Genomic DNA, 25674 nt, shown 5'->3' with positions numbered 1-25674 from the left:
CCCTTTCCCAGTGTCCAGTCCTGAAATAAGTTGACACTGATTTATCCAAACGCCCGATGCACCTCATCGGGCGTTTTGTATTCTAGGGATAGATGCGGACGACGTTCGTTGTAGATCCGAATCGACTCGGCCACCATCACTTTTGCTTCTGCAAGATCCCTGGGTTTCCTTATCAAAAACTCACTTTTCAAAATACCATTCACACGCTCTGCCAGCGCATTTTGATAGCAGTCGTAACCATCCGTCATCGAACAATGAACACCGTATTGATAATGCAATTTCTGGTATTGCGCTGAACAATACTGAATACCCCGATCTGAATGGTGGATGAGCTCATCACCACTGCGTCGCTGCTGTAGTGCTTGTTTATACGCACCGATTACTGACTCAGCCTTCAGATTGTCATGGACGCAATGCCCCACAATCTTGCGCGAATAGGCATCGGTCACCAAACTCAAATAGGCCTCGCCCTGATGCACGGGTAAATAGGTAATGTCAGCCACCCAAACATGTTCTGGTCGTTGCGGAATCACTTGATGTTCACCAGGCTTCAGAAGATTGGGATGTTTGCGAAAGCGATGATGGCTGTGCGTTGTTTTGTGATAAGCCCGCTTGGTGGGAACCAGCAGGCGATGTTCGCGCAGCAAAGCAAACAGTCGATCTCGCCCCACAACCAATGCGGATTGTTGTAACAAGCGCTGTAGTTTGCGCGTTCCGATGCAGGGTTGTAATGCACGTTCACGCTGCACCGCATCAAGGAGTATCTGCGTGTGCACTTCTCGTTGTCGCACCCGCTTACATTGTTGATACCAGGCTTGCCGACTGATGCCGAGTAGCTGGCAACCACGGACAACGGATAAACCCGCTAACGTTTTCGTTTGGATGATGTTCCGTGCGGCTTTTTTACCACGCTGACTCCATAGTCGCGCTTGAGTACATCAACCACCGCTTCGAAAAAATCCGCTTTTTGTTGGGTTAGAGCGAGCTGCTGTTCCAGTTCTTTGATGCGCTGTTCTGGCGTTTGAGGGCGAGGATTATCGGACATGAGGAGGCCTTTTGCTGGTAAACCTAATGACCAATCCAGTTGACCATGCTTGCGCAGCCAACACAAGACTGTAGATCTGCCTTGTATACCGTAGCGAGACTGGGCTTGTTTATAAGTCATCTCTCCTTTTTCGATTTGATCGACAAGAGCCAATTTAAAGGCGAGAGAGTAATCACGCTGGGTGCGTTTAATAACGGGATTCATAACACTTTCCTCAGTAGAGAGTAGAAAAGTGTCAACTTTATTCAGGACGAGTCACAGACAATAAAAAAGCCGCATTTCTGCGGCTTTTTTATTTTTCCCTATTTCGACAACAATACTATCAAGCGGGCAATGCGTGCTTGGCTCTGACATCGATAACAATTTTGTCTTCAACCGAATCCACATCCACTACGACAGTACCACCACCATGAGAGAGAGAGCCAAACAGAATCTCCTCTGCCAACGGTTTTTTCAATTTATCCTGAATTAACCGAGCCATCGGGCGAGCCCCCATTTTGACATCGTATCCATGGATCGCCAGCCACTCTCGCGCCTCATCACTGATCTCAAGCGTCACATGCTTATCATCCAACTGGGTTTGCAATTCCATCAGGAATTTATCAACCACTGTTTTGATGGTATTCAACGTCAGTGATGCAAACTGAACAATCGCATCCAAACGGTTGCGGAATTCAGGCGTAAACATCTTCTTGATTGCTTCCATACCATCGGTGGTGTGATCCTGATGAGTGAAGCCAATAGATGCCCTGCTCATCAATTCCGCACCTGCGTTGGTTGTCATAATCAAAATGACGTTTCGGAAGTCTGCTTTGCGTCCATTGTTATCAGTAAGGCTGCCATGATCCATCACTTGCAGCAGCAAGTTAAATACCTCTGGATGCGCCTTCTCAATTTCATCCAATAACAATACACAGTGCGGCTGCTTGGTAATGGCATCAGTTAACAAGCCACCCTGATCAAAACCCACATAACCCGGCGGCGCACCAATTAAACGCGATACGGTATGGCGCTCCATATACTCCGACATATCAAAGCGAACTAACTCCATACCCATGCATTTTGCCAACTGACGGCAAACTTCTGTCTTACCCACACCCGTTGGACCAGCAAACAAAAATGAACCGATTGGCTTTTCTGTTGATCCCAAACCAGCGCGAGACAATTTAATTGCAGTAGCAAGGGTATCGATTGCCTCGTCCTGACCAAATACAGTCATTTTCAGATTCTGATCCAGTTTGCGCAGCTGTTCTTTATCGGAAGAAGAAACGCTTTTTGGGGGAATACGCGCAATTTTTGCCACTACGTTTTCCACATCAGTAACGCCGATAGTTTTCTTGCGTTTGCTGGGAGCCTGTAATTGCTGATACGCACCCGCTTCATCGATAACATCAATTGCTTTGTCTGGCAGAAAGCGGTCGTTGATGTAACGCTCAGCTAATTCAGCAGCAGCACGCAACGCAGCATCGGTATAACGCAAACTGTGATGCTGCTCAAAACGACTCTTCAAACCTTTCAGGATTTGGTAGGTTTCTTCAACACTAGGCTCATTCACATCCACTTTTTGGAAACGACGGGAAAGCGCACGGTCTTTATCAAAAATACCGCGATACTCCTGATAGGTGGTTGACCCCATACAGCGAATTTCACCTGACGACAACAAAGGCTTCAACAAATTGGATGCATCCATAACACCACCCGACGCAGCCCCTGCACCGATAATGGTATGGATCTCATCAATAAATAAAATTGAATTTTTTTGTTTCTTCAGTTCATTCAATAAACTTTTGAAACGCTTTTCAAAATCACCGCGATATTTAGTGCCCGCCAAGAGTGCGCCCATATCCAATGAGTAAACCACACTGTCGGCCAAATTTTCGGGGACATCACCATCTACAATTCGTTTGGCCAAACCTTCCGCAATAGCAGTTTTTCCTACACCGGACTCGCCCACTAACAAAGGATTGTTCTTGCGACGACGCGATAGAATTTGGCAAACACGCTCAACTTCATATTCACGACCCACCAAAGGATCTATGCGCCCTTGCATTGCAGCTTCATTCAAATTGCTGGCGAAACTTTCTAATGGACTTTGCGATGTAGACTCAGCACTGGTAGTTTCTTCATCCTGATTTTCTTGCGATGAATGCTGGTCATGGGTGTGATCGGTATGACCAGACACTTTGTGGATACCGTGAGTGATGTAATTCACTACATCAATACGGGCGATGCTTTGTTGTTTAAGATAATAAACAGCCTGACTCTCTTGCTCACTAAAAATAGCGACAAGAACGTTAGCACCCGTTACTTCTTGTTTGCCTGATGATTGGACATGGAATACAGCGCGTTGCAACACTCGCTGAAACCCCAGTGTTGGTTGCGTCTCGCGCTCGGAATCATTCTCCGGAATGAGTGGTGTAGTGGAGTCAACAAACTCAATTAGTTCTTTGCGCAAACTCATCAAGTCTGCACCACAAGCACGCAGCACGTTTGCTGCCGAATCATTATCGATAAGCGCCAACAACAGATGCTCGACCGTCATGAATTCGTGTCGCTTGGAACGCGCACCTTTGAAAGCAAGATTTAAGGTTACTTCAAGATCTTTACTTAACATCGCGCTTACCCTCATCTAACCAACAAATTTAGAATCTTCTCACAGCTTATAAACCTTACAACGATCTGTAGACCAATCTAAGCTGTTGCTTGCTGAACATGATCTGAACATTCAGACAAGTCTTTTTACTCACCATCATCAACTGCTTCAATTTCACACAACAACGGATGTTGGTTTTCCCTTGAATATTGATTCACTTGTGCCGCTTTAGTTTCAGCAATATCACGAGTATAGATGCCGCATACCGCTTTGCCGTGAACATGTACTGTTAACATCACATGAGTTGCTTTCTCGCGCGACATGGAGAAAAACATCTCCAGTATTTCCACCACAAAATCCATAGGTGTGTAATCGTCGTTCAGCAACATCACCTTGTACATAGGAGGCCGTTTGAGCTTTGGCTTGGATGTCAGAACTGCCAAACCACCATCAGACTCATCGGCAGAATTGTCATCATCTTTACTTAAGGTTAGTAGAAGGTTTTGGAGATTGCCCATAGAGATTCAATACAAAATAAAAAGATTGGTTAATGGTGCGCATTGTAACTCATAGGTATATCAACCCCTAATAGCGCCGGATACGGTTTACCGCTTGACTTTAGATCAATTGTTGGATAAAAAAAGAACACTCCGTGCACACAAATGCGGCACCTTGCCTAACAAGCGTCCGAATAAAAGCACAGAGGCTCTAATAACAATTCTGAAAAATTCAGCAAGGTTACAAAAACCAGCAATTCGTCCAACCCCGAGCAATAGCTGTTCTTGGGAAAATAATAACGACAGTGATGTTTTTCAAGGGCATCACCTGGGCAGAAGGACTCCAATGTATGTCAACAGGCACCGTAAAATGGTTTAACAATGCAAAAGGTTATGGCTTCATTCTGGCGGATGAAGGCGGGGAAGACTTGTTTGCACATTATTCCGCGATATCAATGGAGGGTTATAAAACTCTCAAAGCTGGCCAGCAGGTCACGTTTGATATAACAAAAGGGGATAAAGGTTTGCATGCAGTCAATATCTCTGCACCTGCCAATATGAGCCATTGAGTCAATTCTTCTATTTATCAATTAGATACAGATAATCTCTTGCCTTAAGGGTGCATCAACGATTTATAAATGAATTTGTTGATTGCGTAGACTTCCGATTGATAAATACCCAATAAAAAAGCCTCTCGTGTTTCCACCAGAGGCTTTCCGTGTTATCTGTGCTGGTTTAACCAGCAACTCATCAGCCTAAACTAACCAACGCAGCATTGAGTGTTGGGCTTGGGCGCATCGCCGACGATGTTTTTGCCGTGTCCGGGCGATAGTAACCACCCAAATCGACCGGCTTACCACCTGCAGCAATCAGCTCTGCCACTATTTTACTTTCGTTGTCAGTCAGTGTTTTGGCCAAAGGTGCGAATTGGGCAGCCAATTCAGCATCTTCAGTTTGAGCAGCCAGGGTTTGTGCCCAGTACATAGCCAAATAGAAATGACTACCGCGGTTATCAAACTCACCTACTGCACGGCCTGGCGACTTGTTGTTGTCCAGGAATAAGCCGTTAGCCTGATCCAACGTTTTGGCGAGTACTTTGGCTTTGGCGTTGCCGGTTACGTTGCCGTAATGATCCAACGACTCTGCCAACGCCAGGAATTCACCCAGTGAATCCCAACGCAGATGCCCTTCTTCAACGAATTGCTGCACGTGCTTCGGAGCCGAACCGCCCGCACCCGTCTCAAACAAACCGCCACCATTCATTAATGGAACGATAGAGAGCATTTTGGCTGAAGTACCTAATTCCATGATCGGGAACAAGTCAGTCAGATAGTCACGCAACACATTGCCGGTAACAGAAATAGTGTCTTTACCCTGACGGATGCGATCCAATGAAAACTGGGTTGCCGCTTCCGGTGACATGATGTGAATTTCAAGACCGTTGGTATCGTGGTCTTTCAGATAGGTTTTTACCTTGGCGATCAACTGGGCATCGTGAGCACGCTTCTCGTCCAACCAGAACACAGCCGGAGTACCGGTTGCGCGCGCACGGTTAACCGCCAGTTTCACCCAGTCCTGCACTGGCAGGTCTTTTACCTGACAGGCACGGAAAATATCACCTTCTTCAACCGCTTGTTCCAGTACCACTTTGCCGTTGGCATCCACCAAACGTACAGTACCGCTCGCAGGGATTTGGAAAGTTTTATCGTGTGAACCGTATTCTTCAGCGGCTTGCGCCATCAAACCTACGTTTGGCACGCTGCCCATAGTCACAGGGTTGAATGCACCGTTCTTTTTACAATCGTCGATAACAACCTGATAAACACCAGCGTAGCAACGGTCAGGAATGCAGGCTTTGGTATCTTGCAGCTTGCCTTCAGCGTTCCACATTTTGCCGGAATCACGAATCATCGCAGGCATAGAAGCGTCTACGATTACATCGCTTGGCACATGCAAATTGGTGATGCCTTTGTCAGAATTCACCATCGCCAATTGCGGGCGAGTTGCGTAAAGCGCTTTGATGTCCGCTTCGATTTCCGCTTGCTTTTCCGCTGGCAATGATTTGATTTTGGTGTACAGATCACCGATGCCGTTGTTGACATCCACACCCAGCTCAGCAATTACTGCCGCGTGTTTTTCCAATACCGGAGCGTAAAATACAGATACGAAATGACCGAAAATAATGGGGTCAGATACTTTCATCATGGTGGCTTTCAGGTGGACTGACAGCAATACACCAGTATTTTTTGCATCTTCGATTTGTTCTGCGATAAAACTGCGTAGCGCTTTTTTGCTAATGACAGATGCATCAACAATCTCGCCAGCCAATACTTTTACAGACTCTTTTAATACTTTTACCGAACCATCAGCAGCAACCAGTTCAATCTTCAAACTGCCTGCATCTGCAATGGTGGTGGATTTTTCGCTGCCGTAGAAATCATTGCCGCTCATATGCGCAACGTGGGATTTTGAATCAGCGGACCAAGCGCCCATTTTGTGCGGGTTTTTGCGCGCGTAGTTTTTAACTGACAAAGGCGCACGGCGGTCCGAGTTACCTTCACGCAATACCGGGTTTACCGCAGAACCTTTAATTTTGTCGTAGCGCGCTTTGAAATTCTTTTCTTCGTCATTCGCTGGTACTTCAGGGTAATCAGGCAGGTTATAACCTTGGCCTTGTAATTCTTTTATCGCCGCTTTCAATTGCGGGATAGACGCACTGATATTTGGCAGCTTGATGATATTGGCTTCTGGAGTGGTCGCTAATTGACCCAACTCGGCAAGGTGGTCGCCGATACGCTGCGCATCAGTCAAGCGCTCAGGGAAGGCGGCAATAATACGGCCAGACAGGGAAATATCACGGGTTTCAATCACTACACCGGAAGACTTGGTGTATGCCTGGACTATCGGCAACAAAGAGTAAGTGGCAAGGGCGGGGGCTTCGTCGGTAAGGGTGTAGATAATTTTTGAATCTGTCATTTAAAGATGGCTCCATCAATTCATGCGGCTCGGCCTTGTGAGCTCTACCATTAACAATATGAAAATTTAGAAAAAGAGCCCCGCCACAGGGATCGACCCCTTGCCAGAGCGCTGGCGATTCTACACCCCCAGCCGGGTTTATGCATGAATTATGTTGCTTTGGCGGCAGAGCCAATCTCGGCTAAAATCCAGTTTTTCCTCGATAACCATTACGTTGTATAAGGGTTTATGGCTTCTCTCATTCTGTTTAACAAACCTTTTGGTGTGCTTTCGCAATTTACCGATGGCGAGGGCCGCCCTACGCTCAAAGACTACATCAAAATTCCAAAAGTCTATCCGGCAGGCAGATTGGATCACGACTCTGAAGGGTTGTTACTGCTGACCGATGACGGCGATTTGCAACATTTCATCAGCCACCCTGCGCACAAACAACCAAAAACCTATTGGGTACAGGTTGAGGGCGCACCCAACAGTTATGCTCTGACCAAGTTGCGCCAGGGCGTTGAGCTGAATGATGGCATGACGCAACCAGCAGAAGTGCGCTTGATTCCTTCACCCAAAATTTGGGAGCGAAACCCGCCTATTCGCGATCGCGTGAATATTCCAACGCAATGGTTGGAGATCGTCATTAGCGAAGGGCGCAACCGTCAAGTACGCAGGATGACCGCTGCTGTCGGCCACCCAACACTGCGTTTGGTGCGGGTAAAAATCGGTAATTGGACGTTGGAAGGTATCGAGCCTGGCAAATACAAAACTGAAACGGTACAAGCACCCAAAGTGGCAGGAGCGAAGCCTGCTCGTCCGCGCAGTGATGCAAAAAAACCGGATGCTCGCGCACCGGGTCGTCATAAAACAAACACTAAACCGAATAATAAAACGGGCGGAAATAAACCCGCTTCATCTGGGGCAACAAAATCATCAACACCCGCAGCGAATACGCATAAAACGCTTGTGATCCAAAAATCGAAACCCAAACGGATCATCAACCCTGAATGATTTAGCACATCAAAAAAATTAAGGTGCCGCGGGGCACCTTAATTTTTTCAAGCACAATATCCGCTTCACATACTAATAGGTAAATGTCAGCCCCTTCTCGCGGTATTCCCTGATACGAATTCCATAACTACCATCGCACAGTGCTCGCTTGATCAAATAGGATTTATCCAAACTTTTTTGTTCTACTTCATTAAGACTAATAATGCGCTCTTTATCGAGAGGTTTATTCAAATCTTTCACAACAATAATTTTGGGCAAGTGGCGATACTTGTGGTTGGACTCCAATACTATCCCGACCAACCCATTCACCAATTCAACAAGGCTACCGGGCGGATACAAGCCAACACACTTGATAAATTCCAGCGCAAGCCGCTCATCAAAATGCGTTCCACGATCATGAAAAATACGCTTGAGCGCATCGGTACTGGGAATCGCGCGGGAATAACAACGATCCCCTGTCATTGCATCATAGGCATCGACAATACCGATAATGCGCGCAAAATCGGAAATACCTGCTGCTTTTAATTTACGGGGATATCCAGTTCCATCTACTCGCTCGTGATGACTGTAAGCAACATCAACCGTTGAGTTGGGAACACCAGGTGACGACATTAATAAGTTGCGGCCGTGAACAGTATGAGCCTTGATAATATTGAATTCTTTTTCGCTCAATGCTTCACGTTTATTCAATATTTGGGGTGACACACGCATCTTGCCTACATCGTGCAACAAGCCACATAACCCCAACTTTTCCAGCTCTGCTTCGCTCATCCCCAAGTGACGGCCGAATGCAATTGCGAGTATGCATACATTCAGGCAATGCTCAGCCGTGTATTCATCCTCGTTACGCATTTTGGACATCCATATCAACGCATCGGCATTGCGCAAAATACTATTGACGCAATCTTTTACTGTCGCCTTGGCTTGCTCGGTATTCACAACACCGCCAAGACGCACGTCGTCCAATAATGTTTTGGTGAGCTTTTTAGCTTCGCGGAACACACCCAGAGCAGCTTGATGCTCTTTTTGGGCCTCGATTTTATTGATGTAGGTTTTGACTTTAGGAATGGCTGGGCCGGATACACCACGTTGCTCCGGTGGAATCCACTCTTCGCGGACAGCATCAATCCAGACATGCTGGGAAAACTCGGCAACGGTGTCTATATCATCCAGACTTTCAATCATGAAGCCTTGCATCAGGAAGGGGGTTTCCTGCCAATCGCGGTCGAGCTTGGAGACAAACATACCTATCTTCAGCTCGGAAATGTGGATTTTGATAGTGCTCAATCGCTTATCCACATAGCCCGGCTTTACTTCACGCTGATCTGGTCCAGACCGATCCGATTCACGCCAACCCAAGGGAACCTCACTATCACTATTTTTATTGTTGCAGCAGGTATTTCGACGGTTTATTCCTATGAATCATAGCTGCTTTTGGATAGGCACCCTTGTAATAAAAAGCTATGAGCTTGCACTACTGTTATTACTTACTGGAGGTTTTTGGTGCCATTGTCTGCATGGCGAGTTGATGAAAAGTGCGGATCAATAGTGATGCAAAGCAACCAGAATCAGCTCTGCTTTGCCTGTTCCCACAGACGGTTCATTTCGGTAATCGATGTTTCCGATAATGGCCGTTCAGAGTGGGTTTCAATGTAGTGGAAACGCTGTTCAAATTTTTGATTAGCAACACGCAGCGCTTGTTCAGGATCTATTTTTTGGTAGCGGGCGATATTCACCACGGCAAATAACAAATCACCTAATTCCTCTTCCAGCGCCTTGGTATCGCCTGAGTCCAATTCCGCTTCTACTTCGAGCAATTCTTCACGCACTTTGGCGATAGGGCCGTACACATCGTCCCAGTCAAACCCTACACTGGCGGCACGCTTTTGTAATTTCGCCGCGCGGCTGAGTGATGGCAGATTCAAAGGCACATCGGCCAACAAACCTTGTGCACCTTTTTCAGCACGCTCTTGTTGTTTGATTGCCTCCCAGCGCGCTTTGACATCCGTTGGCAAGGTGTGGCGATTATCAACTCGGCTATGTAATGTCCCATCGGGAAATACATGGGGATGACGGCGAATTAATTTAGCCACCAAGTCAGAAACAACGCCTGCAAATTCAAAACGCTCTTCTTCTTTGCCTAGTTGGCTATAGAAAATCACTTGAAAAAGTAAATCGCCCAGCTCTTCTTTGAGATGGACAAAATCCTGTTTTTCTATCGCATCAACAACTTCGTACGCCTCTTCCAGGGTTGATGGCGCAATGCTGGCGTAGTCTTGCTTGATATCCCAAGGGCAGCCGGATTGTGGATCGCGCAAACGTGCCATCAAATAAAGCAGATCATCGATTGTGTATTGAACCACTGCGCCTTCCTCTTCCCCGAGCAAAAAAATTAATGTTTACGTCGTGCCGAAGCGATGTTCGGCAGCTGGTTAAGCTTGGTGAGTATCCGGCTCAATTCATCGAAGCTGCGAATTTCTACTGTCACCTGCATATCCACCGTATTTTTGCGCTTGTCCGACAGCGTTTGCATCGCAATAACATTGATGCGCTCGGCATCAAGCAGCACGGTAATATCCTTGAGCAAACCATAGCGGTCGTAGGCTTCTATCACTATATCTACCGAGTAGAAACTTTGCGGTGTATCGCCCCACTCCACTTTGATAATACGCTGGGGTTCATCCGCTTGAAGCTGCAAAATATTGGAGCAATCCTGACGATGGATGGAAACACCTTTGCCCAAAGTGATGTAACCCGTGATCGCATCGCCCGGAACCGGATTACAACAGTTAGCGATTTGCGTGAGTAAATTACCCACACCTTCGATATAAAAATCCGAGTCTTTTTTCTGCCGTGGCGATTTGGTTTTAAATGGAATGAGTGGCTGCTGTGGATCAGCATCGTCCACTTGTTTTTGCGCCGCATTTAATACTTGCCCAACGCCTATATCGCTCGCGCCAACGGCGGCATAAAGATCGTCGAGCGAATTAAACCGCAACTTTTTCGCCAGTTCTTCAAAGTCGAGATCGAGCAATGCCAAGCGCTTGAATTCGCGATCAAGCAGCGCCTGACCTTCGGCGATATTTTTATCGCGCGCCTGCTGTTTAAACCAGTGCTGGATTTTGGCGCGTGCACGCGGGGTATTCACATAACCAAGAGCCGCGTTAAGCCAATCGCGGCTGGGCGACTCCAATTTTCCGGTCAGCACTTCCACCTGATCCGCATTGGCCAATTGGTAATTGAGCGGCACTATGCGGTTATTAACTTTTGCACCGCGGCAGCGATGCCCGACATCGGTATGGATTTTGTACGCAAAATCGAGCGGCGTTGCCGTACGCGGCAAATCCACCACGTGCCCTTCGGGGGTAAAAACGTAAATGCGGTCCTGATTGACTGAGCGCAAATCTTCCTGCAAGTGGCCTGAATCACCACCGAGTTCTTCATGCCATTCCAGCACCTGACGCAACCAGGCAATTTTTTGCTCGTATCCGTCTTGCGCCGCTTTGGTATCTGTCCCTTTGTAACGCCAGTGGGCGCAAACACCCAGTTCGGATTCTTCGTGCATTTCCTGGGTACGGATCTGGATTTCCAGTACTTTGTTTTCTGGCCCCCAGACCGCGGTATGCAATGAGCGATAACCATTTTCTTTGGGCGAGGCGATATAGTCATCAAATTCGTGGGGGATGTTGCGCCACAAGCTGTGGACAATACCGAGCACAGCGTAACAATCGCGTACGCTGGGAACCAAAATCCGCACCGCGCGGATATCGTAGACTTGCGAGAACGGAATGCCCTTGCGCTGCATTTTCCGCCAGATGCTATATATGTGCTTGGCGCGCCCACCAACCGAGCCTTCAATGCCCGCCTTTGCCAACTCACTGCGCAACAGGTTGAGCAAATTATCGATGTATTCTTGCCGCGCGAGCCGGCGTTCATCCAAGAGTTTGGCGATGCGTTTGTAGTCATCGGGCTGCAAGTAGCGGAAGGATAAATCTTCCAGCTCCCATTTAATGTGGCCGATGCCTAACCGATGCGCCAAGGGTGCGTAAATATCGGCCACTTCCCGTGCAACTTGCCGACGGCGATCGGGTTCGGCGTTTTTCACCGAGCGAATTGCACAGGTACGCTCTGCCAGCTTGATTAATGCAACCCGCACATCATCAACCATCGACACCAGCATTTTGCGGATTTTTTCTGCTTGCTCCGTCGCTTGGGAACCCAGCACACGCTCTTCTTCATTGCGCTGGTAGCTGATCGCCGCCATGCGCAATACACCTTTGACCAGCTTGCTGACCGTGTCGCCAAAACGCGACTGGACATCGGCAAGGGTGATTTTATGTTCGCGTACCGCGCGATACAGAATTGCAGCGACCAGCGCTTCGTGATCCAACTGTAAGTCAGCCAGAATCTCTGCCATTTCAAGGCCAATACGGAAGCAGGAGAAATCTTCTCCCCAGTTGTGGTCATCGTCCGCATGGATATCGACAAGCGACAGGCTCAGCTCGGCTGCACGGCGCAGCTCGGCACGGTTCGCATCCGATTGGGTATAGGTCTTATTGAGGCGATCAATCCAGGCATCTATATCAACCTGTCCATCCGCCGCCATCGGATGATCTGCTCTGACTTTAACCATAAGTTATTCACTTCAAAAAAATCGTCTTCCTGACAAAGCGATGTCCTGACAAGGTGTTTCCCAAAAAACACCTTCAAAAAAAAGAATCTACTTAAGCAAAAACAACGCCATAGACTCGACATGGCTGGTATGCGGGAACATATCCAACACACCTACCGCATCCAGGGAGTATCCTGCTTCAACCAGTAATGCGGCATCGCGCGCCAAGGTAGCGGGATTGCAACTCACGTAGACAATCCGCTGAGGGGAAAGTTGCTTGCCGGAAACCCATCGTTGGATGCTACCAATAATATCTTTTGCACCATCGCGGGGCGGATCAAGCAAAATAGCATCGATCCCCTGCCCATTCCCCACCAAACGCTGCAACTGAGTATGGGTCATATTGGCAAGATTGGCGGCAACAAACGTAGCATTCGCAATATCAAGCCGCCCGGCATTTTCGCGCCCGCGCGCCACCATCGATTCCACTGCCTCTATGCCAATCACTTCCGCACACTGTTGTGCGATAGGCAGCGTGAAATTGCCGATACCGCAAAACAAATCCAGCACTCGCTGCGAGGGCGTAAGCGCAAGTAGCTCCAACGCCTGGGCAACCATCTGCTGGTTAATGATAGGATTTACCTGCGTAAAATCCTGCGGATGAAACACCAGCTCAAGTGCATTCACGTCATAAACCAAACGAGGATCACAGACTGTGCCATCCAGCTGCGTTAATCCCACATTGCCATTCGGTTCCAGCCAGATCTGGCATGCGTATTCACTGGCCAGAACAGCAAGCGAGGCTAGATCGGCTTCGGCCAGTTTTTTGGTGTGTCGCAAAATAATGGCGCTGGTATTTTTGCTGCGCACGAGCTCAACGTGAGCCACGGCTTTATTCGCACGCAAATTACCCAACCATTGCCGCACAGGTGCCAACAGCACATTCAACTCTGGTGCCAACACCAGGCAGGTTTCTATCGGCGTAATGGCATTACTCTGCTGCTGACGAAAGCCCAAGCTCACACTGCCATCGGCCTCATACCAAACCCCAAGCCGCGCACGACTGCGATACGCAACACTGTTACTACTGATAGCAGGCAATACGCGTTTGGGGATTACGCCGCCCCAATTTTGCAATTGTTGCAGCAGGCTTTGCTGTTTCATCGCCAACTGGGTTGCTGGATCAATGTGTTGCAACTGGCAACCACCGCAACGAGCATAATGCGGACAAGGTGGCTCCCTGCGCTCAGCGACCGGCTCCAGAATCTCATCCACACGCGCTTCAATAAAACGCGAGTGCTCCTCCACTAAGCGCGCTGTAATTTTCTCACCTGGTAAGGCACCACTGACAAACAGGGTTTTGCCATCAATGTGCGTCAACCCACGGCCATCGTGGCTCCAACGCTCAATCGTAAACTCGCCCAATCGCTTGTTAGTTTGAGGTAACACTTTTTCCGCAACACGTGCCGCATTCATACGCGGCGCATCATCGCGGATATAAACACTCCCTTCTTTTTTGGAGCCACCGTCTTTTTTAGGGCGCGGTTTTTTACCTAACAGGCTACCGCCACCGTTGGAACCACTTCCCTTGGACGTTTTGCCGGTGGATGAATTGCCACTTTTGCCATTGCGATTGGACATGGATTATTTCCAGTGAAACAAATACTGGCAGTGCATTTTCACATGAAGCAATGCACTGCCCTGGGATTTATAAATTGAGCTGGGCGTTATGGATTAAGCTGGGCATCAATCCACAAATAACGCTCACGCTGCCAGCGAATCAATTCTTTGCTTTCTGCTTCGTAACTGCCTGTACCGCCGTGAGTGCCGTGCAGGATCCAGGAGGCAAAATCAGTAATTGACCAGATGGTGTAATTTTTTGCTTGCACTTTATCCAGCCAAGCCGCACGCGCTTCGGCATATTGGAAAATGTAATCCAACTTTCCTTCTGCTTTCAGCGTATTCCAACGCGCGGTGACTTTTGCCTGAAACGCCGGGTCCTGGAACAAACGATTAAACCAGGGAGATGGGCGTATATGCCAACCATCCACTTTATCGACATTATCGTAACCGGCATTCCCCATCGCCAAATCAAAGTCCCACACAGGGCCAAAGAATAATTTTCCATTGCGTTTTTTATACAGATAGAAACTGGCTACCGCACCATCGGGATTTTTGAACAGTTCATTGATCAAGTAGTAATTAATTGCGGAATCAACATCGATGTACGCCGCATAACCCAATTGCTCGTCGGTAAAATTATTGCCAAATAACGCCGCTTCGGTATCGATAATATATTGGCCGATATATTCACGCTGTGCAGCCCAATCAGCTTCCAATAAAGTTTCCGGTGTATCCACACAAAACGGATTCATACCATGGCTGGAATCAATACAGTAAGTCGTTTCTCTTGCGGTGTTCACGCCATTTACACAAACAGGGTCCCAGGCTGCTCCTTTGCAATAATCTTTGTGCATACGGAAATCCACTTCCATTAAATAACCGCCGGTAATTTTTTCAGCATCAGTATCTGCCGCTTTTAATTCGGGAATATTCACACGGTCTTTTGCCACACGGATATGTTCAACCAACTGGTACACGCCTTGGTAATTTCCATTCAACGTCAATTCAACGTATTGGTTGCGGGTGGTGTATTCCATACCCGCATGGCGGCTAAACATGAAAGCGATGTCATTGCGCATCAGCGGTTTGTCAGCATAATTGGCGAGCAACACCCAGTGTCTGCTAGAGGGCATACCCAACATTTGAGCTGAGCTGGTTAGCTTGAGGCGATAGGGCTTTTTCGGCCAATCCCACGTGGAATTACCACGGCCACGGATTTCCAAAGTGCCTTCCACTTTTGCGCCATCCATATCAGTCAGTGAAAAGTTGCCATTCAAATAGGTTTCTTTTGACACAATCGGTGCTGAATTAACCGTTGTGATATTCAACGCAGGCAAGGCTTCTGCTACGCCCACAGGAAAATCAGCCGGTTTGCTTGATGCAGCCCAACTGGTACTGGGTGCACTGATGACTGATGAGGATGAAGATGACAAAGCAGATGAAGTCGTTGCAAGTATTGACGATGCAGCAGCAACAGCCGAGCTATTGTTGGTTGGTTTTGTAGAACTCCCTCCACCGCCACCGCAACCGAGTAACGTGCTTACTATAAAAATGAGCGAAAAATAATAAGTGATCTTCATACAAAACATCCTGATTTGTTATTGTAAATAAAACATATTGAGAACTTGCCGGTTGGATTTTTGCAACACAATGACAAACACATAAAGCCAATTGGCTTTATTAAAAACAATAAAAACGGAAGGCAATTTATTAAACAGAATATCGTTAATGGATGATAACGAAACTAATTAAACAGCCCTGACGACAAGTAACGATCACCCCGGTCACAGATAATCGCCACTATCACCGCATGCTCAACTTGCTGGCTCAACTCCAGCGCCGCAGCAACAGCACCGCCGGAAGATACTCCGCAAAAAATTCCCTCTTTGCGCGCAAGCTCACGCATGGTCTGTTCAGCCAATGCCTGCGGCATACTGACAATTCCGTCTACGCGATCACGCTCGTATATTTTAGGCAAATAAGCTTCAGGCCAGCGGCGGATACCAGGAATTTGCGCACCTTCTGCAGGTTGCAATCCAATAATTTGAATGTGCGGGTTTTTCTCTTTCAAAAAGCGCGAAGTGCCCATGATGGTGCCGGTCGTTCCCATTGAGCTGACAAAATGGGTAACCGAGCCACCGGTTTGCTGCCAAATTTCAGGGCCGGTGCTGGAGTAATGTGCGAGTGGATTATCGGCATTACCAAATTGGTCGAGCACTTTCCCTTTGCCTTCGGCCTGCATCTTGAGTGCGAGATCGCGCGCGCCTTCCATGCCCGCTTCTTTACTCACCAAAATCAGCTCAGCACCATAAGCAGCCATTGACGCTTTGCGCTCAGCAGTTGAGTTATCGGGCATGATTAGAATCATGCGGTAACCTTTAATAGCCGCCACCATCGCCAATGCAATGCCGGTGTTGCCGCTGGTTGCTTCAATGAGCGTATCACCGGGTTTGATATCGCCTCGCAGTTCAGCGCGGCTGATCATCGACAGCGCCGGGCGATCTTTAACCGAACCCGCCGGATTATTTCCTTCCAACTTTACCAACACAACATTGCTGGTCTCACCAGACAAGCGCTGCAAACGCACCAGAGGGGTATTGCCAACAAAAGCTTCGATAGTGGGAAAATCCATAATGACCTCAGGTTTACAGATATGCTCGACGGTTGCACTGGCGCGCGTGAGGCGGCTATTCTACCTGCGATCTCCGACACTGCGAACACCCAAGGGCATATGCACAGCAGAAATCCCTACTTATAAAAGACCATCGCCTATGAACAATAAACGCAGCAGTATTAAATCCGATGTCTGGCGTCTGATTTTTATCCCCTCCATCAGCATGATTATTCTGATTGCGATAAGCCTTACCTATTTATGTATTTCACAAATCAATAAATTTATCGATTTGCGCGGTAGTGTGCTTGCACAAAAAACTGCACATCTTTTACATAAACCACTTATCGATGGTAATACCGAACTGGTACAACACATCCTCGATGCATCCCTGGAAGAACCTTATATACGTGCAATCCATGCGTATTACGCAGATCATGACAAACACTTCCACAGTGGCCCACAGTTTATGGAAACAGAAGATAAACGTGAGCCTGACATGCACCAGCCGCTGGAGCGGAAAACCTATCGCACCCTGCGCTTCTCCAACCCATTAGTGAATCTCGACAATAAACAACCGATTGGCTGGTTAGAAATTGAATTGATGGCTGCGCCTTATGCTGTGGTGCGCTATGAAGCAGTAGTGCTGACCATTGCATTGACGTTCTTATGTTTGATCATCGGCGCTTACTTTGCGATTGCACTTTACTACCGAATTACTGATCCGCTGGAACATATTAAAAATGTTGTACATGCGCTGGCTCGTGGCCGGTTAAATGAGCGGGTTGAACAACAAAATTCCAGTGAATTTTTTGGCCTTGCCGAATCCATCAACACCATGGCAGATTACATGGAAGCCGCGCAAGCCGATATGCAATCGCATATCGACCACGCCATTGAAGATTTGCGCGAAACTCTGGAAACCATTGAAATCCAAAACGTAGAACTGGATTTAGCACGCAAAGAAGCCTTGGAAGCGAGCCGTGTAAAATCAGAATTTCTTGCCAATACCAGCCATGAAATTCGCACACCACTTAACGGCATATTGGGCTTTATCAACCTCGCCTTAAAAACCGAACTCAATGAACAGCAGCGTGAATATTTAGAAACTATCCGCGACTCTGCGCAAAACCTGCTAACCGTTATCAACGGTATTCTCGACTTTTCCAAAATTGAATCAGGCAAATTAACACTGGACTATGCACCGCTGCCTGTACGCAGCTGCATTGACGAAGTACTCCACATACTGGCACCCGATGCACATGAAAAACATTTGGAGCTTATTAATTATGTCGAGCCAGGCATTCCCAAAAATTTATTGGGCGATGCGCTGCGCTTTAAACAGGTGCTGTCCAACCTGGTGAGTAATGCAATCAAATACAGCAACGCAGGTAATGTAGTAATTGATGTGAGTGTACTTCAGCAGCAGGAAACACAAATTACATTAAAGGTGTGTGTTAGCGATGAAGGTATAGGACTCACCCGCGAAGAGCAGGAACAATTGTTCAGCCCTTTTAACCAAGCTGATTCATCCAATACACGCGAACACGAAGGAACAGGCTTGGGGTTAGCCATTTGCAAAGGATTGGTTGAGCGTATGCACGGTGAAATCGGTGTTGTCAGTGAACCGGATAAAGGCTCGACATTCTGGTTTACTGCACGTTTGGGAATCGACAAACGCCAGCCCTCCACCAGCCAACTTGCCAACCTGGAAGACTATCGCATTTTGTTGTGCGGCGAAAATACAGCTTCACTAAAACAAATCGATAATCTATTGCATGAATGGAAAGGCAACACCCAAAGCATTCCGGCTATTCATGATTGTTTTCCAATTTTGCGCAATGCACGCAATGAAAATAATAACTTTGATTTGCTCATTTTGGACATTGCACCCAATGAGCGAAAAATTCCACCGGTATTGCTCAACAATCTTGCCGAACAATTAAACGCTGAGTTTAATTGTACGTTGATCGCCTGCTGTACGCCCGCACATCAACGTTTATTCCGCGCTCACTCGGAACGCTCGCAGGTTTTGTTTATCAATAAACCCATCGCCTACGATGCGCTTTTACAAACCCTGGGCAGACAATTGGATTTGCATATCAAAGATATGCGCGAACAAGACGAAGAAGCACTACGCCCCAGCGTTTCTGTTTTACTGGTTGATGACAACCCTGCCAACTTACAACTCGCCTCGGAATTGTTGCGCGGTCTCAATACCCAGGTTGTGCAAGCTAGCAATGGGAAACAGGCAATTGAAGCCTGCAGCAATCAGGAATTTGATGTTGTGTTTATGGATATCCAAATGCCCGGCATGGATGGCATGGAGGCAACGCGCCACATCCGCGCGCAAGAACAAGGCAAGCGCCGCACACCGATAATTGCACTGACAGCGCACACCATCACCGAGCAAAAAGCCGAGCTACTGATTGCTGGTATGGACGACTGTATTAGCAAACCCGTTAACGAAACCCAACTTGCACACATCATTAACCGCTGGGCAAGTTTGTCTGGAAAAAAAGAAGTCGTTATCCAAGCCGATGAAAAACCACAACATCCACTGCGCGAGCTTTTACCAACAGAAGACCTCACCGGTTCGGTCGATATTCAACTGTGTTTGAAGCTTGCGAACAATAAACCTGCATTGGCGCGCGATATGCTCCGTATGCTTTTGGCTGGATTGGAAGAGGAAAAGCAGTTAATTAATCTGGCATTGCAAGATGGAAACTTTAACGAGTTGAGCGAGCTGATTCATAAGCTTTATGGCAGTAGTTGCTATTGTGGTGTACCCCGCTTAAAACACATCAGCGGCTTGCTGGACAAATTATTCCAAAGCAAACAACACGAACAAGCACGCGATGCGATACCCGCACTTAATCATGCTTTGGATGATTTGATTAACTGGGGGCGCAATAAAAATATTGATGCATTATTTGGGCTGGAAACTAGCGAAGCCTAATGAGGCTTGCGCTTTGGCCTAGTCTTGCGCTTTGGCTTGAACAAATAATTCACGGCTATTGAGCGGGCGGCTACCCAACAATGGTTTTAACATCCGGCGCGCTAATTGTTTAGCAGCAAGACGCGTTGCCGGATCAGAATAATCCCCTGCAGCAATTGCAAGCAACCATTCTCCCTTCAGCAAAAACTGTTCAGGAATATCCGGAGCAGCACTAAAAAATCCTTCCTGTATATGACACTCATACCACCCTTGTGGCTGGATTTCACAATCGTTGCGCACGTCTTGCGTAAAATCGATTGCGTAACCTAATTCAGCTAATAAACGAAACTCAAACTCACGTAACAATGGCTCAATGTCATGTTGCTGCTGCAATGCAACCAGACTGTGTTCATACGCAAAATACAATCCGTTATGTCGGTCCATTTCCGGCAACAAACGCACCAACAATTCATTTAGATAAAACCCGGAGTAAAGGTGGTTGGCTGTCAACGACAAAAAATGATTATCGGATTCAAAACTGGTAAGCAATTTCATGTCCGTCTTTCCTTGCCAACAAACTAACAGACGACTGAAAGGATTTAATAATTGCCGTTTCGGTGTTTTATTCTTACGCACTCCGCGCGCCACAGCGGTCACACGGCCATAGTCAGGCGTAAGAAAATCAATCAGTAAACTGGTATCGCGGTAGGGGCGCGTGTGCAAAATATAAGCTGGCTGCAAATCGACGCGCATGATGTGTGGGGTTTAAAAATCGTTGTAGCCAAGACTGCGTAAAGCGCGCTCATCGTCTGACCAGCCCGATTTTACTTTTACCCACAGTTTTAGCATTACTTTGTTATCAAATAATTTTTCCATATCAATGCGCGCCTCTGTCCCTATTAATTTTATTCGCGCACCTTTATCACCAATTAATATTTTTTTCTGACCATCACGCTCCACCAGAATCAATGCCGAAATATTCAACAAGTACCCTTCCTGCGTGAACTCTTCAATTTCCACCGCCATCTCATAAGGTAATTCATCACCTAACTGACGGGTAATCTTTTCGCGGACAATTTCAGCAGCCATAAAACGTGAGCTACGATCAGTAATCTGATCTTCGGGGTACATATGTATACCCTCTGGCAACCGCTCAATAATCAGCTGCTCCAAACGCTCCAAATTACTGTTACGCAAGGCTGATATTGGCACTATTTCTGCCACATTTAATTTTTCTGCCAAGTGTTGCAAGTGCGGCAATAATGTTTCTTTATCTTCAATTTGATCGACTTTATTAACCGCCAAAATGACGGGACATCTAACGTGCTGCAACTTCTCAGCCACTGCCTCATCTTCTTCAGTCCAAATAAAGCGATCAACAACGAACACCACCACATCAACATCTTTCATGGCTGAGGTCGCTGCACGGTTCATGTAGCGATTAATTGCTTTTTGTTGGCCCAAATGCATTCCAGGAGTATCAACAAAAATAATCTGTACATCACCTTCCGTTTTAATGCCTACAACCGCATTGCGCGTTGTTTGCGGCTTGCGTGAAGTGATACTGATTTTTTGGCCCAGCAGGTGATTGAGCAACGTCGATTTACCCACGTTTGGGCGACCAACAATTGCAACATAGCCACAGCGGCTGTCACCGGTACCAGACTGATGTGTTTCTGAATCAAATGTCATAACTGTATTCAATGGAAGTGGACTATTAAAAGTCGGTATGGAAAATCAAAAAACGGAGCGAAAATTTGGATCAATCAATGTTCAGCTGTGTCAACATCAATGTAGCCGCTTGCTTTTCTGCCTCGCGACGATTGGATGCTGTCGCCTGAGTGGGCTGCTTGGACAATACAACGCGACATTCAATCGTAAATATTTGCGCATGCCCTTCTCCGCCAACCTGCACAACTACATATTCAGGTAATGGTTGACGCTGTGCTTGCAAATATTCTTGCAATCGGGATTTTGAGTCTTTGGCACTGGTATTCAATGACAGCTTATTAAGCCGCTCTGCAAACCATACCAGCACTCGCTCACGACATACATCAAGCCCTCGCTCGACATAAATTGCACCGATAATCGCCTCTACACTATCCGCCAGGATAGAGTCGCGCTGCTGGCCACCAGACTTCAATTCGCCTTCACCTAAAATCAGGCACTCACCCAATTCAAACTCACGTGCGATCTCGGCCAAGGTTTCACCTTTTACGAGCTGGGATCTTAAACGGCTTAATTGACCTTCCCTCGCCTCAGGAAAGCGCGTAAACAAATCTTCGCCGACAATAAAATTCAGGATCGAATCGCCCAGAAATTCAAGGCGCTCATTGTTGGTGGCGCCATGGCTACGGTGAGTCAGCGCCAGCTGCAGCTGGCGCTTATCCTGAAAGTGATAGCCAAGGCGTTGCTCAAGGCGTTGGTACTTAAGAGTCAACACAAATTACTTGGCAGTAAGAGGAACAAATGGACGGCAGCATTGCCCGGGACGACTACTGTCGAGATGGTTTTGAAATGTCAGAATAACATCGATGTTATAAAACAATGGCGCACGGGTTTCATAATCCACAGTCACCAACACTTTTTCACTCTCGCGCAGGATTTTGATATTTTTAGTAGGGCCTTCACTGCGTACATTGTTAATCATGTAAAAGTTGGTCAGTTTCTTCTGAATTTCAGCATCGGTCATTTGCTCAACTCTTTCACCACCGCTTTCCAATGAGCGTAATGCTGCTTCCACGTAGCGGTTTTCTGCATAAAGAGGAACCACTTTAAATGCAAATAGCAGGAAAAAGCCGGCGATAGCAATGACCAGAGCCCATTGCATCATTCCCAACCCGCGTTGGTGCTTGATCAGTTTAGTAGTATGCATTGTTCCCATTGGAATTGGCTCCGGATGAAGTAAATATCTGAATCACTAGTCAATACTGATATTTATAACAACAACACTTATTTAATAACACCGACATGATCAAAAGACGGGAGGCTCAGGAATTTTTCCCAATGCATCCACACGGCAAATGCTTTGCCAACGATAGCATCTTCAGAAACCATGCCCCATTCGCGGCTATCCAGGCTGTTATCGCGATTATCGCCCATCATGAAATAATGGCCTTCAGGCACAACCCATGATCCCTGGATACTTAACCGGCTCGGATTCAAATGTTTATAGGTGGTGAACTCTTTGTCGTCAATTGTTTCCGTCACCATACGCAATACAGGCGCACCAGCGGGCAACTCTGCCACCAGTTTTTCCTCAATAACCTTGCCGTTTAAGGTCAGCACATGATTGTTATAGGAAATATGATCACCCGGCACACCAATAACGCGCTTGATGTAATAAGTCTCCGGGGCATGCGGCGGGAAAAACACCATGACATCGCCACGTTGAGGCTTACCGATTGGGATAATCTCTTTATTCAATACCGGTGCGCGTACACCGTAGGCAAATTTATTCACCAGAATAAAATCGCCCACCTCCAACGTTGGAATCATTGAGCCCGAAGGAATTTGGAATGGCTCAACCAAAAACGAGCGCAGAAAAAACACAATAAACAAAACAGGGAAGAAGGACTTGGAATACTCCACTAACAGCGGTTCTTTTGCAGCAACCGATTTAGCTTCTTCGTAAGCATTTTTTTGCTGCTCGGATTGCAACTCCATTCCGCTGAATTGTTTTTCAACAGCGGCAACTTTTTCCTTGCGGGGACGGGATAACACCAATGCGTCAAACAACCACACCAGACCAGTAACCAATACTGCCAGCGTGAGGATCAAGGGAAGATTAATGCTGCTCATCAAGGTTCCTTAGTGGTTGCAAAGAGAGTGGTTGCAAAAGAGTGTACTTGGCAAAAACAATATCAATAATGTTTCACCAGAAACACTAACTATCAATTTTCAATACAGCAAAGAAAGCAGCCTGAGGGATTTCAACACTACCCACTTGCTTCATGCGTTTTTTACCTGCTTTTTGCTTTTCCAACAGCTTTTTCTTACGTGTTGCATCGCCACCATAACATTTGGCTGTTACATCCTTCCGCAAGGCTTTTACAGTAGAGCGCGCAACGATTTGCCCACCAATTGCGGCTTGAATAGCAACGTCATACATTTGACGAGGAATTAATTCTTTCATTTTTTCGGTGAGTGAGCGCCCCATACCATGGGCTTTGTCGCGATGCACGATAATCGCCAATGCGTCTACTTTTTCGCTGTTAATCAATACATCCAAACGCACCAGACTCGCCGCCTGAAAACGCACAAAGCTATAATCAAGCGATGCAAAACCACGGCTTACGGATTTAAGGCGATCAAAGAAATCGGTCACCACTTCATTCATTGGCAGCTCGTATCGCACAGACACTTGTGAGCCGGTAAATTGCAAATCTTTTTGCACGCCGCGTTTTTCGATACACAGCGTAATCACATTCCCCAAATGCTCTTGCGGAACAAGAATATTCGCCTCCACGATCGGCTCACGCATTTCTTCGATGGAACCCGGATCTGGCAATTTGGACGGGTTATCAACATAAATAACTTCACCACCGCGTTTCACTACTTCAAACACTACTGTGGGTGCTGTGGTAATCAGATCGAGATCGTACTCGCGTTCCAAGCGCTCCTGGATGATTTCCATGTGCAACATGCCCAGGAATCCGACACGGAAGCCAAAACCCAATGCATCCGAACTCTCGGGCTCATAGAACAATGAGGCATCGTTCAAGGTCAATTTAGCCAAGGCTTCGCGGAAATCTTCAAAGTCGTCGGAGCTGATCGGGAACATACCGGCATACACTTGCGGCTTGATCTTTTGGAAGCCTTCCAGCGCCTCAACTTCCGGTGTGTGCGCATGGGTGATGGTATCTCCCACAGGTGCGCCGTGAATATCTTTGATACCGGCAACGACAAAACCTACTTCACCGGCCTTGAGCTCTTTCAATTGGGTCGGTTTAGGACTGAATACACCTACACCATCAACAATCTGTGCTTTGCCGATTGTCTTGGTAATAATCTTGTCTTTTAAGCGCAACGTGCCCTGCTTCACGCGCACCAAAGACACGACGCCGAGGTAGTTGTCGAACCAGGAATCGATAATCAGCGCTTGTAGCGGGGCATCAACATCACCCACTGGTGGGGGAACCAAACGCACCAGCTCTTCCAGCACATCTTGCATGCCCATACCGGACTTGGCTGAACAGCGTACGGCTTCAGTAGCATCGATGCCGATAATGTCTTCAATTTCCTGCGCCACGCGGTCTGGCTCTGCCTGGGGCAGATCCATCTTGTTCAATACCGGAATCACTTCCAGGCCTTGTTCGATGGCGGTGTAACAGTTGGCAACTGACTGGGCTTCTACACCCTGTCCGGCATCTACCACCAACAATGCACCCTCACAAGCTGCCAGCGAGCGGGACACCTCGTAGGTGAAGTCCACATGGCCGGGGGTGTCAATAAAGTTGAGCTGGTAGGTTTTACCGTCGCGAGCGTTGTAGTGCAAGGTTACGCTGTGCGCCTTGATGGTAATGCCACGCTCGCGTTCCAGATCCATAGAATCAAGGACTTGCGCCTCCATTTCACGGTCACTCAGGCCGCCGCACATCTGGATGAAGCGGTCGGCGATGGTGGATTTACCGTGGTCAATGTGGGCGATGATGGAAAAGTTACGGATATGGCTCAGGTCAGTCACAGGTGCTTGGCTACTTTGTTTGAAGTTGGATTTTGGTCCCCGAAACTGGGGGGCGAAAAGATTGGGCGGCATTCTAGCCTATTTGGCTATCGGGTGC

The 25674-nt window shown here is 47.4% G+C and carries 19 protein-coding genes; 3 read left to right on the top strand and 16 right to left on the bottom strand.

The features are described 5' to 3' along the window. Window positions 1–41: 41 nt before the first annotated feature. From VC28_RS19395 to clpS, 3 genes are all read right to left on the bottom strand, one after another. Window positions 42–1249, bottom strand: a protein-coding gene (locus tag VC28_RS19395; RefSeq protein ID WP_156184249.1) for an IS3 family transposase whose coding sequence is annotated in 2 segments (ribosomal slippage) — window positions 42–907 and window positions 907–1249 — 1209 coding nt in all. Because the reading frame shifts where the segments join, the coding sequence is not laid out codon by codon here. Between the two features lie 118 nt (window positions 1250–1367). Beyond that, a complete protein-coding gene (gene clpA / locus VC28_RS01045) occupies window positions 1368–3659 on the bottom strand; it encodes an ATP-dependent Clp protease ATP-binding subunit ClpA (RefSeq protein ID WP_049629035.1) in 2292 nt (763 codons plus the stop codon). A gap of 125 nt (window positions 3660–3784) precedes the next feature. Further along, window positions 3785–4156 (bottom strand): ATP-dependent Clp protease adapter ClpS, encoded by a 372-nt coding sequence (gene clpS / locus VC28_RS01040; RefSeq protein ID WP_049629034.1) that lies wholly within the window; start codon window positions 4154–4156, stop codon window positions 3785–3787. Between the two features lie 329 nt (window positions 4157–4485). On the opposite strand from clpS, the gene cspD reads away from it, so the two are divergent. Then, the gene (cspD, locus tag VC28_RS01035) at window positions 4486–4704 is read left to right on the top strand and encodes a cold shock domain-containing protein CspD (RefSeq protein WP_049629033.1); all 219 of its coding nucleotides are present in this window, start codon (window positions 4486–4488) and stop codon (window positions 4702–4704) included. Between the two features lie 181 nt (window positions 4705–4885). On the opposite strand, the gene VC28_RS01030 is transcribed toward cspD, so the two are convergent. Next, window positions 4886–7111, bottom strand: a complete 2226-nt coding sequence (locus tag VC28_RS01030; RefSeq protein WP_049629032.1) for an NADP-dependent isocitrate dehydrogenase — start codon at window positions 7109–7111, stop codon at window positions 4886–4888. 228 nt (window positions 7112–7339) lie between these two features. Here VC28_RS01030 and VC28_RS01025 point away from each other — a divergent pair, with 228 nt between their 5' ends. Continuing rightward, window positions 7340–8107 carry a pseudouridine synthase gene (locus tag VC28_RS01025; protein ID WP_049629031.1) on the top strand — a complete coding sequence of 256 codons (768 nt, stop codon included), beginning with the start codon at window positions 7340–7342 and terminating at the stop codon, window positions 8105–8107. A 72-nt stretch (window positions 8108–8179) separates the two neighbouring features. Here VC28_RS01025 and VC28_RS01020 read toward each other — a convergent pair whose 3' ends face one another. The 6 genes from VC28_RS01020 to cysM all read right to left on the bottom strand — a co-directional run bounded on the left by VC28_RS01020 (window position 8180) and on the right by cysM (window position 16974). Further along, window positions 8180–9394, bottom strand: coding sequence for an HD-GYP domain-containing protein (locus VC28_RS01020; RefSeq protein ID WP_231591608.1), 1215 nt, complete (start codon window positions 9392–9394; stop codon window positions 8180–8182). 281 nt (window positions 9395–9675) lie between these two features. After that, window positions 9676–10470 (bottom strand): nucleoside triphosphate pyrophosphohydrolase, encoded by a 795-nt coding sequence (mazG, locus tag VC28_RS01015; protein WP_082191353.1) that lies wholly within the window; start codon window positions 10468–10470, stop codon window positions 9676–9678. Window positions 10471–10499: 29 nt separating this feature from the next. Beyond that, window positions 10500–12740, bottom strand: a complete 2241-nt coding sequence (gene relA / locus VC28_RS01010) for a GTP diphosphokinase (RefSeq protein WP_049629030.1) — start codon at window positions 12738–12740, stop codon at window positions 10500–10502. 87 nt (window positions 12741–12827) lie between these two features. After that, complete coding sequence (gene rlmD / locus VC28_RS01005) at window positions 12828–14360, bottom strand: 23S rRNA (uracil(1939)-C(5))-methyltransferase RlmD (RefSeq protein WP_049629029.1); 1533 nt, start codon at window positions 14358–14360, stop codon at window positions 12828–12830. Between the two features lie 86 nt (window positions 14361–14446). Then, entirely contained in the window at window positions 14447–15922 is a 1476-nt protein-coding gene (locus VC28_RS01000; RefSeq protein WP_197085467.1) for a CotH kinase family protein, read from the bottom strand. A gap of 164 nt (window positions 15923–16086) precedes the next feature. After that, entirely contained in the window at window positions 16087–16974 is an 888-nt protein-coding gene (gene cysM, locus VC28_RS00990; RefSeq protein WP_049629026.1) for a cysteine synthase CysM, read from the bottom strand. A gap of 139 nt (window positions 16975–17113) precedes the next feature. Here cysM and VC28_RS00985 point away from each other — a divergent pair, with 139 nt between their 5' ends. Next, a complete protein-coding gene (locus VC28_RS00985; RefSeq protein WP_231591607.1) occupies window positions 17114–19912 on the top strand; it encodes a response regulator in 2799 nt (932 codons plus the stop codon). 18 nt (window positions 19913–19930) lie between these two features. Here VC28_RS00985 and recO read toward each other — a convergent pair whose 3' ends face one another. From recO to lepA, 6 genes are all read right to left on the bottom strand, one after another. Further along, the gene (recO, locus tag VC28_RS00980; protein WP_049629025.1) at window positions 19931–20644 is read right to left on the bottom strand and encodes a DNA repair protein RecO; all 714 of its coding nucleotides are present in this window, start codon (window positions 20642–20644) and stop codon (window positions 19931–19933) included. A gap of 12 nt (window positions 20645–20656) precedes the next feature. Next, entirely contained in the window at window positions 20657–21583 is a 927-nt protein-coding gene (era, locus tag VC28_RS00975) for a GTPase Era (RefSeq protein ID WP_049629024.1), read from the bottom strand. Window positions 21584–21653: 70 nt separating this feature from the next. Beyond that, entirely contained in the window at window positions 21654–22334 is a 681-nt protein-coding gene (gene rnc / locus VC28_RS00970; RefSeq protein WP_049629023.1) for a ribonuclease III, read from the bottom strand. A 3-nt stretch (window positions 22335–22337) separates the two neighbouring features. Continuing rightward, window positions 22338–22766 carry a DUF4845 domain-containing protein gene (locus VC28_RS00965; RefSeq protein WP_049632065.1) on the bottom strand — a complete coding sequence of 143 codons (429 nt, stop codon included), beginning with the start codon at window positions 22764–22766 and terminating at the stop codon, window positions 22338–22340. Window positions 22767–22843: 77 nt separating this feature from the next. Then, complete coding sequence (gene lepB / locus VC28_RS00960) at window positions 22844–23692, bottom strand: signal peptidase I (RefSeq protein ID WP_049629022.1); 849 nt, start codon at window positions 23690–23692, stop codon at window positions 22844–22846. Window positions 23693–23777: 85 nt separating this feature from the next. After that, entirely contained in the window at window positions 23778–25577 is a 1800-nt protein-coding gene (lepA, locus tag VC28_RS00955; protein ID WP_049632064.1) for a translation elongation factor 4, read from the bottom strand. Window positions 25578–25674: the final 97 nt, after the last annotated feature.

Source organism: Cellvibrio sp. pealriver, assembly GCF_001183545.1.
GTDB lineage: Bacteria > Pseudomonadota > Gammaproteobacteria > Pseudomonadales > Cellvibrionaceae > Cellvibrio.
This window is presented reverse-complemented; position numbering and strand designations above follow the sequence as displayed.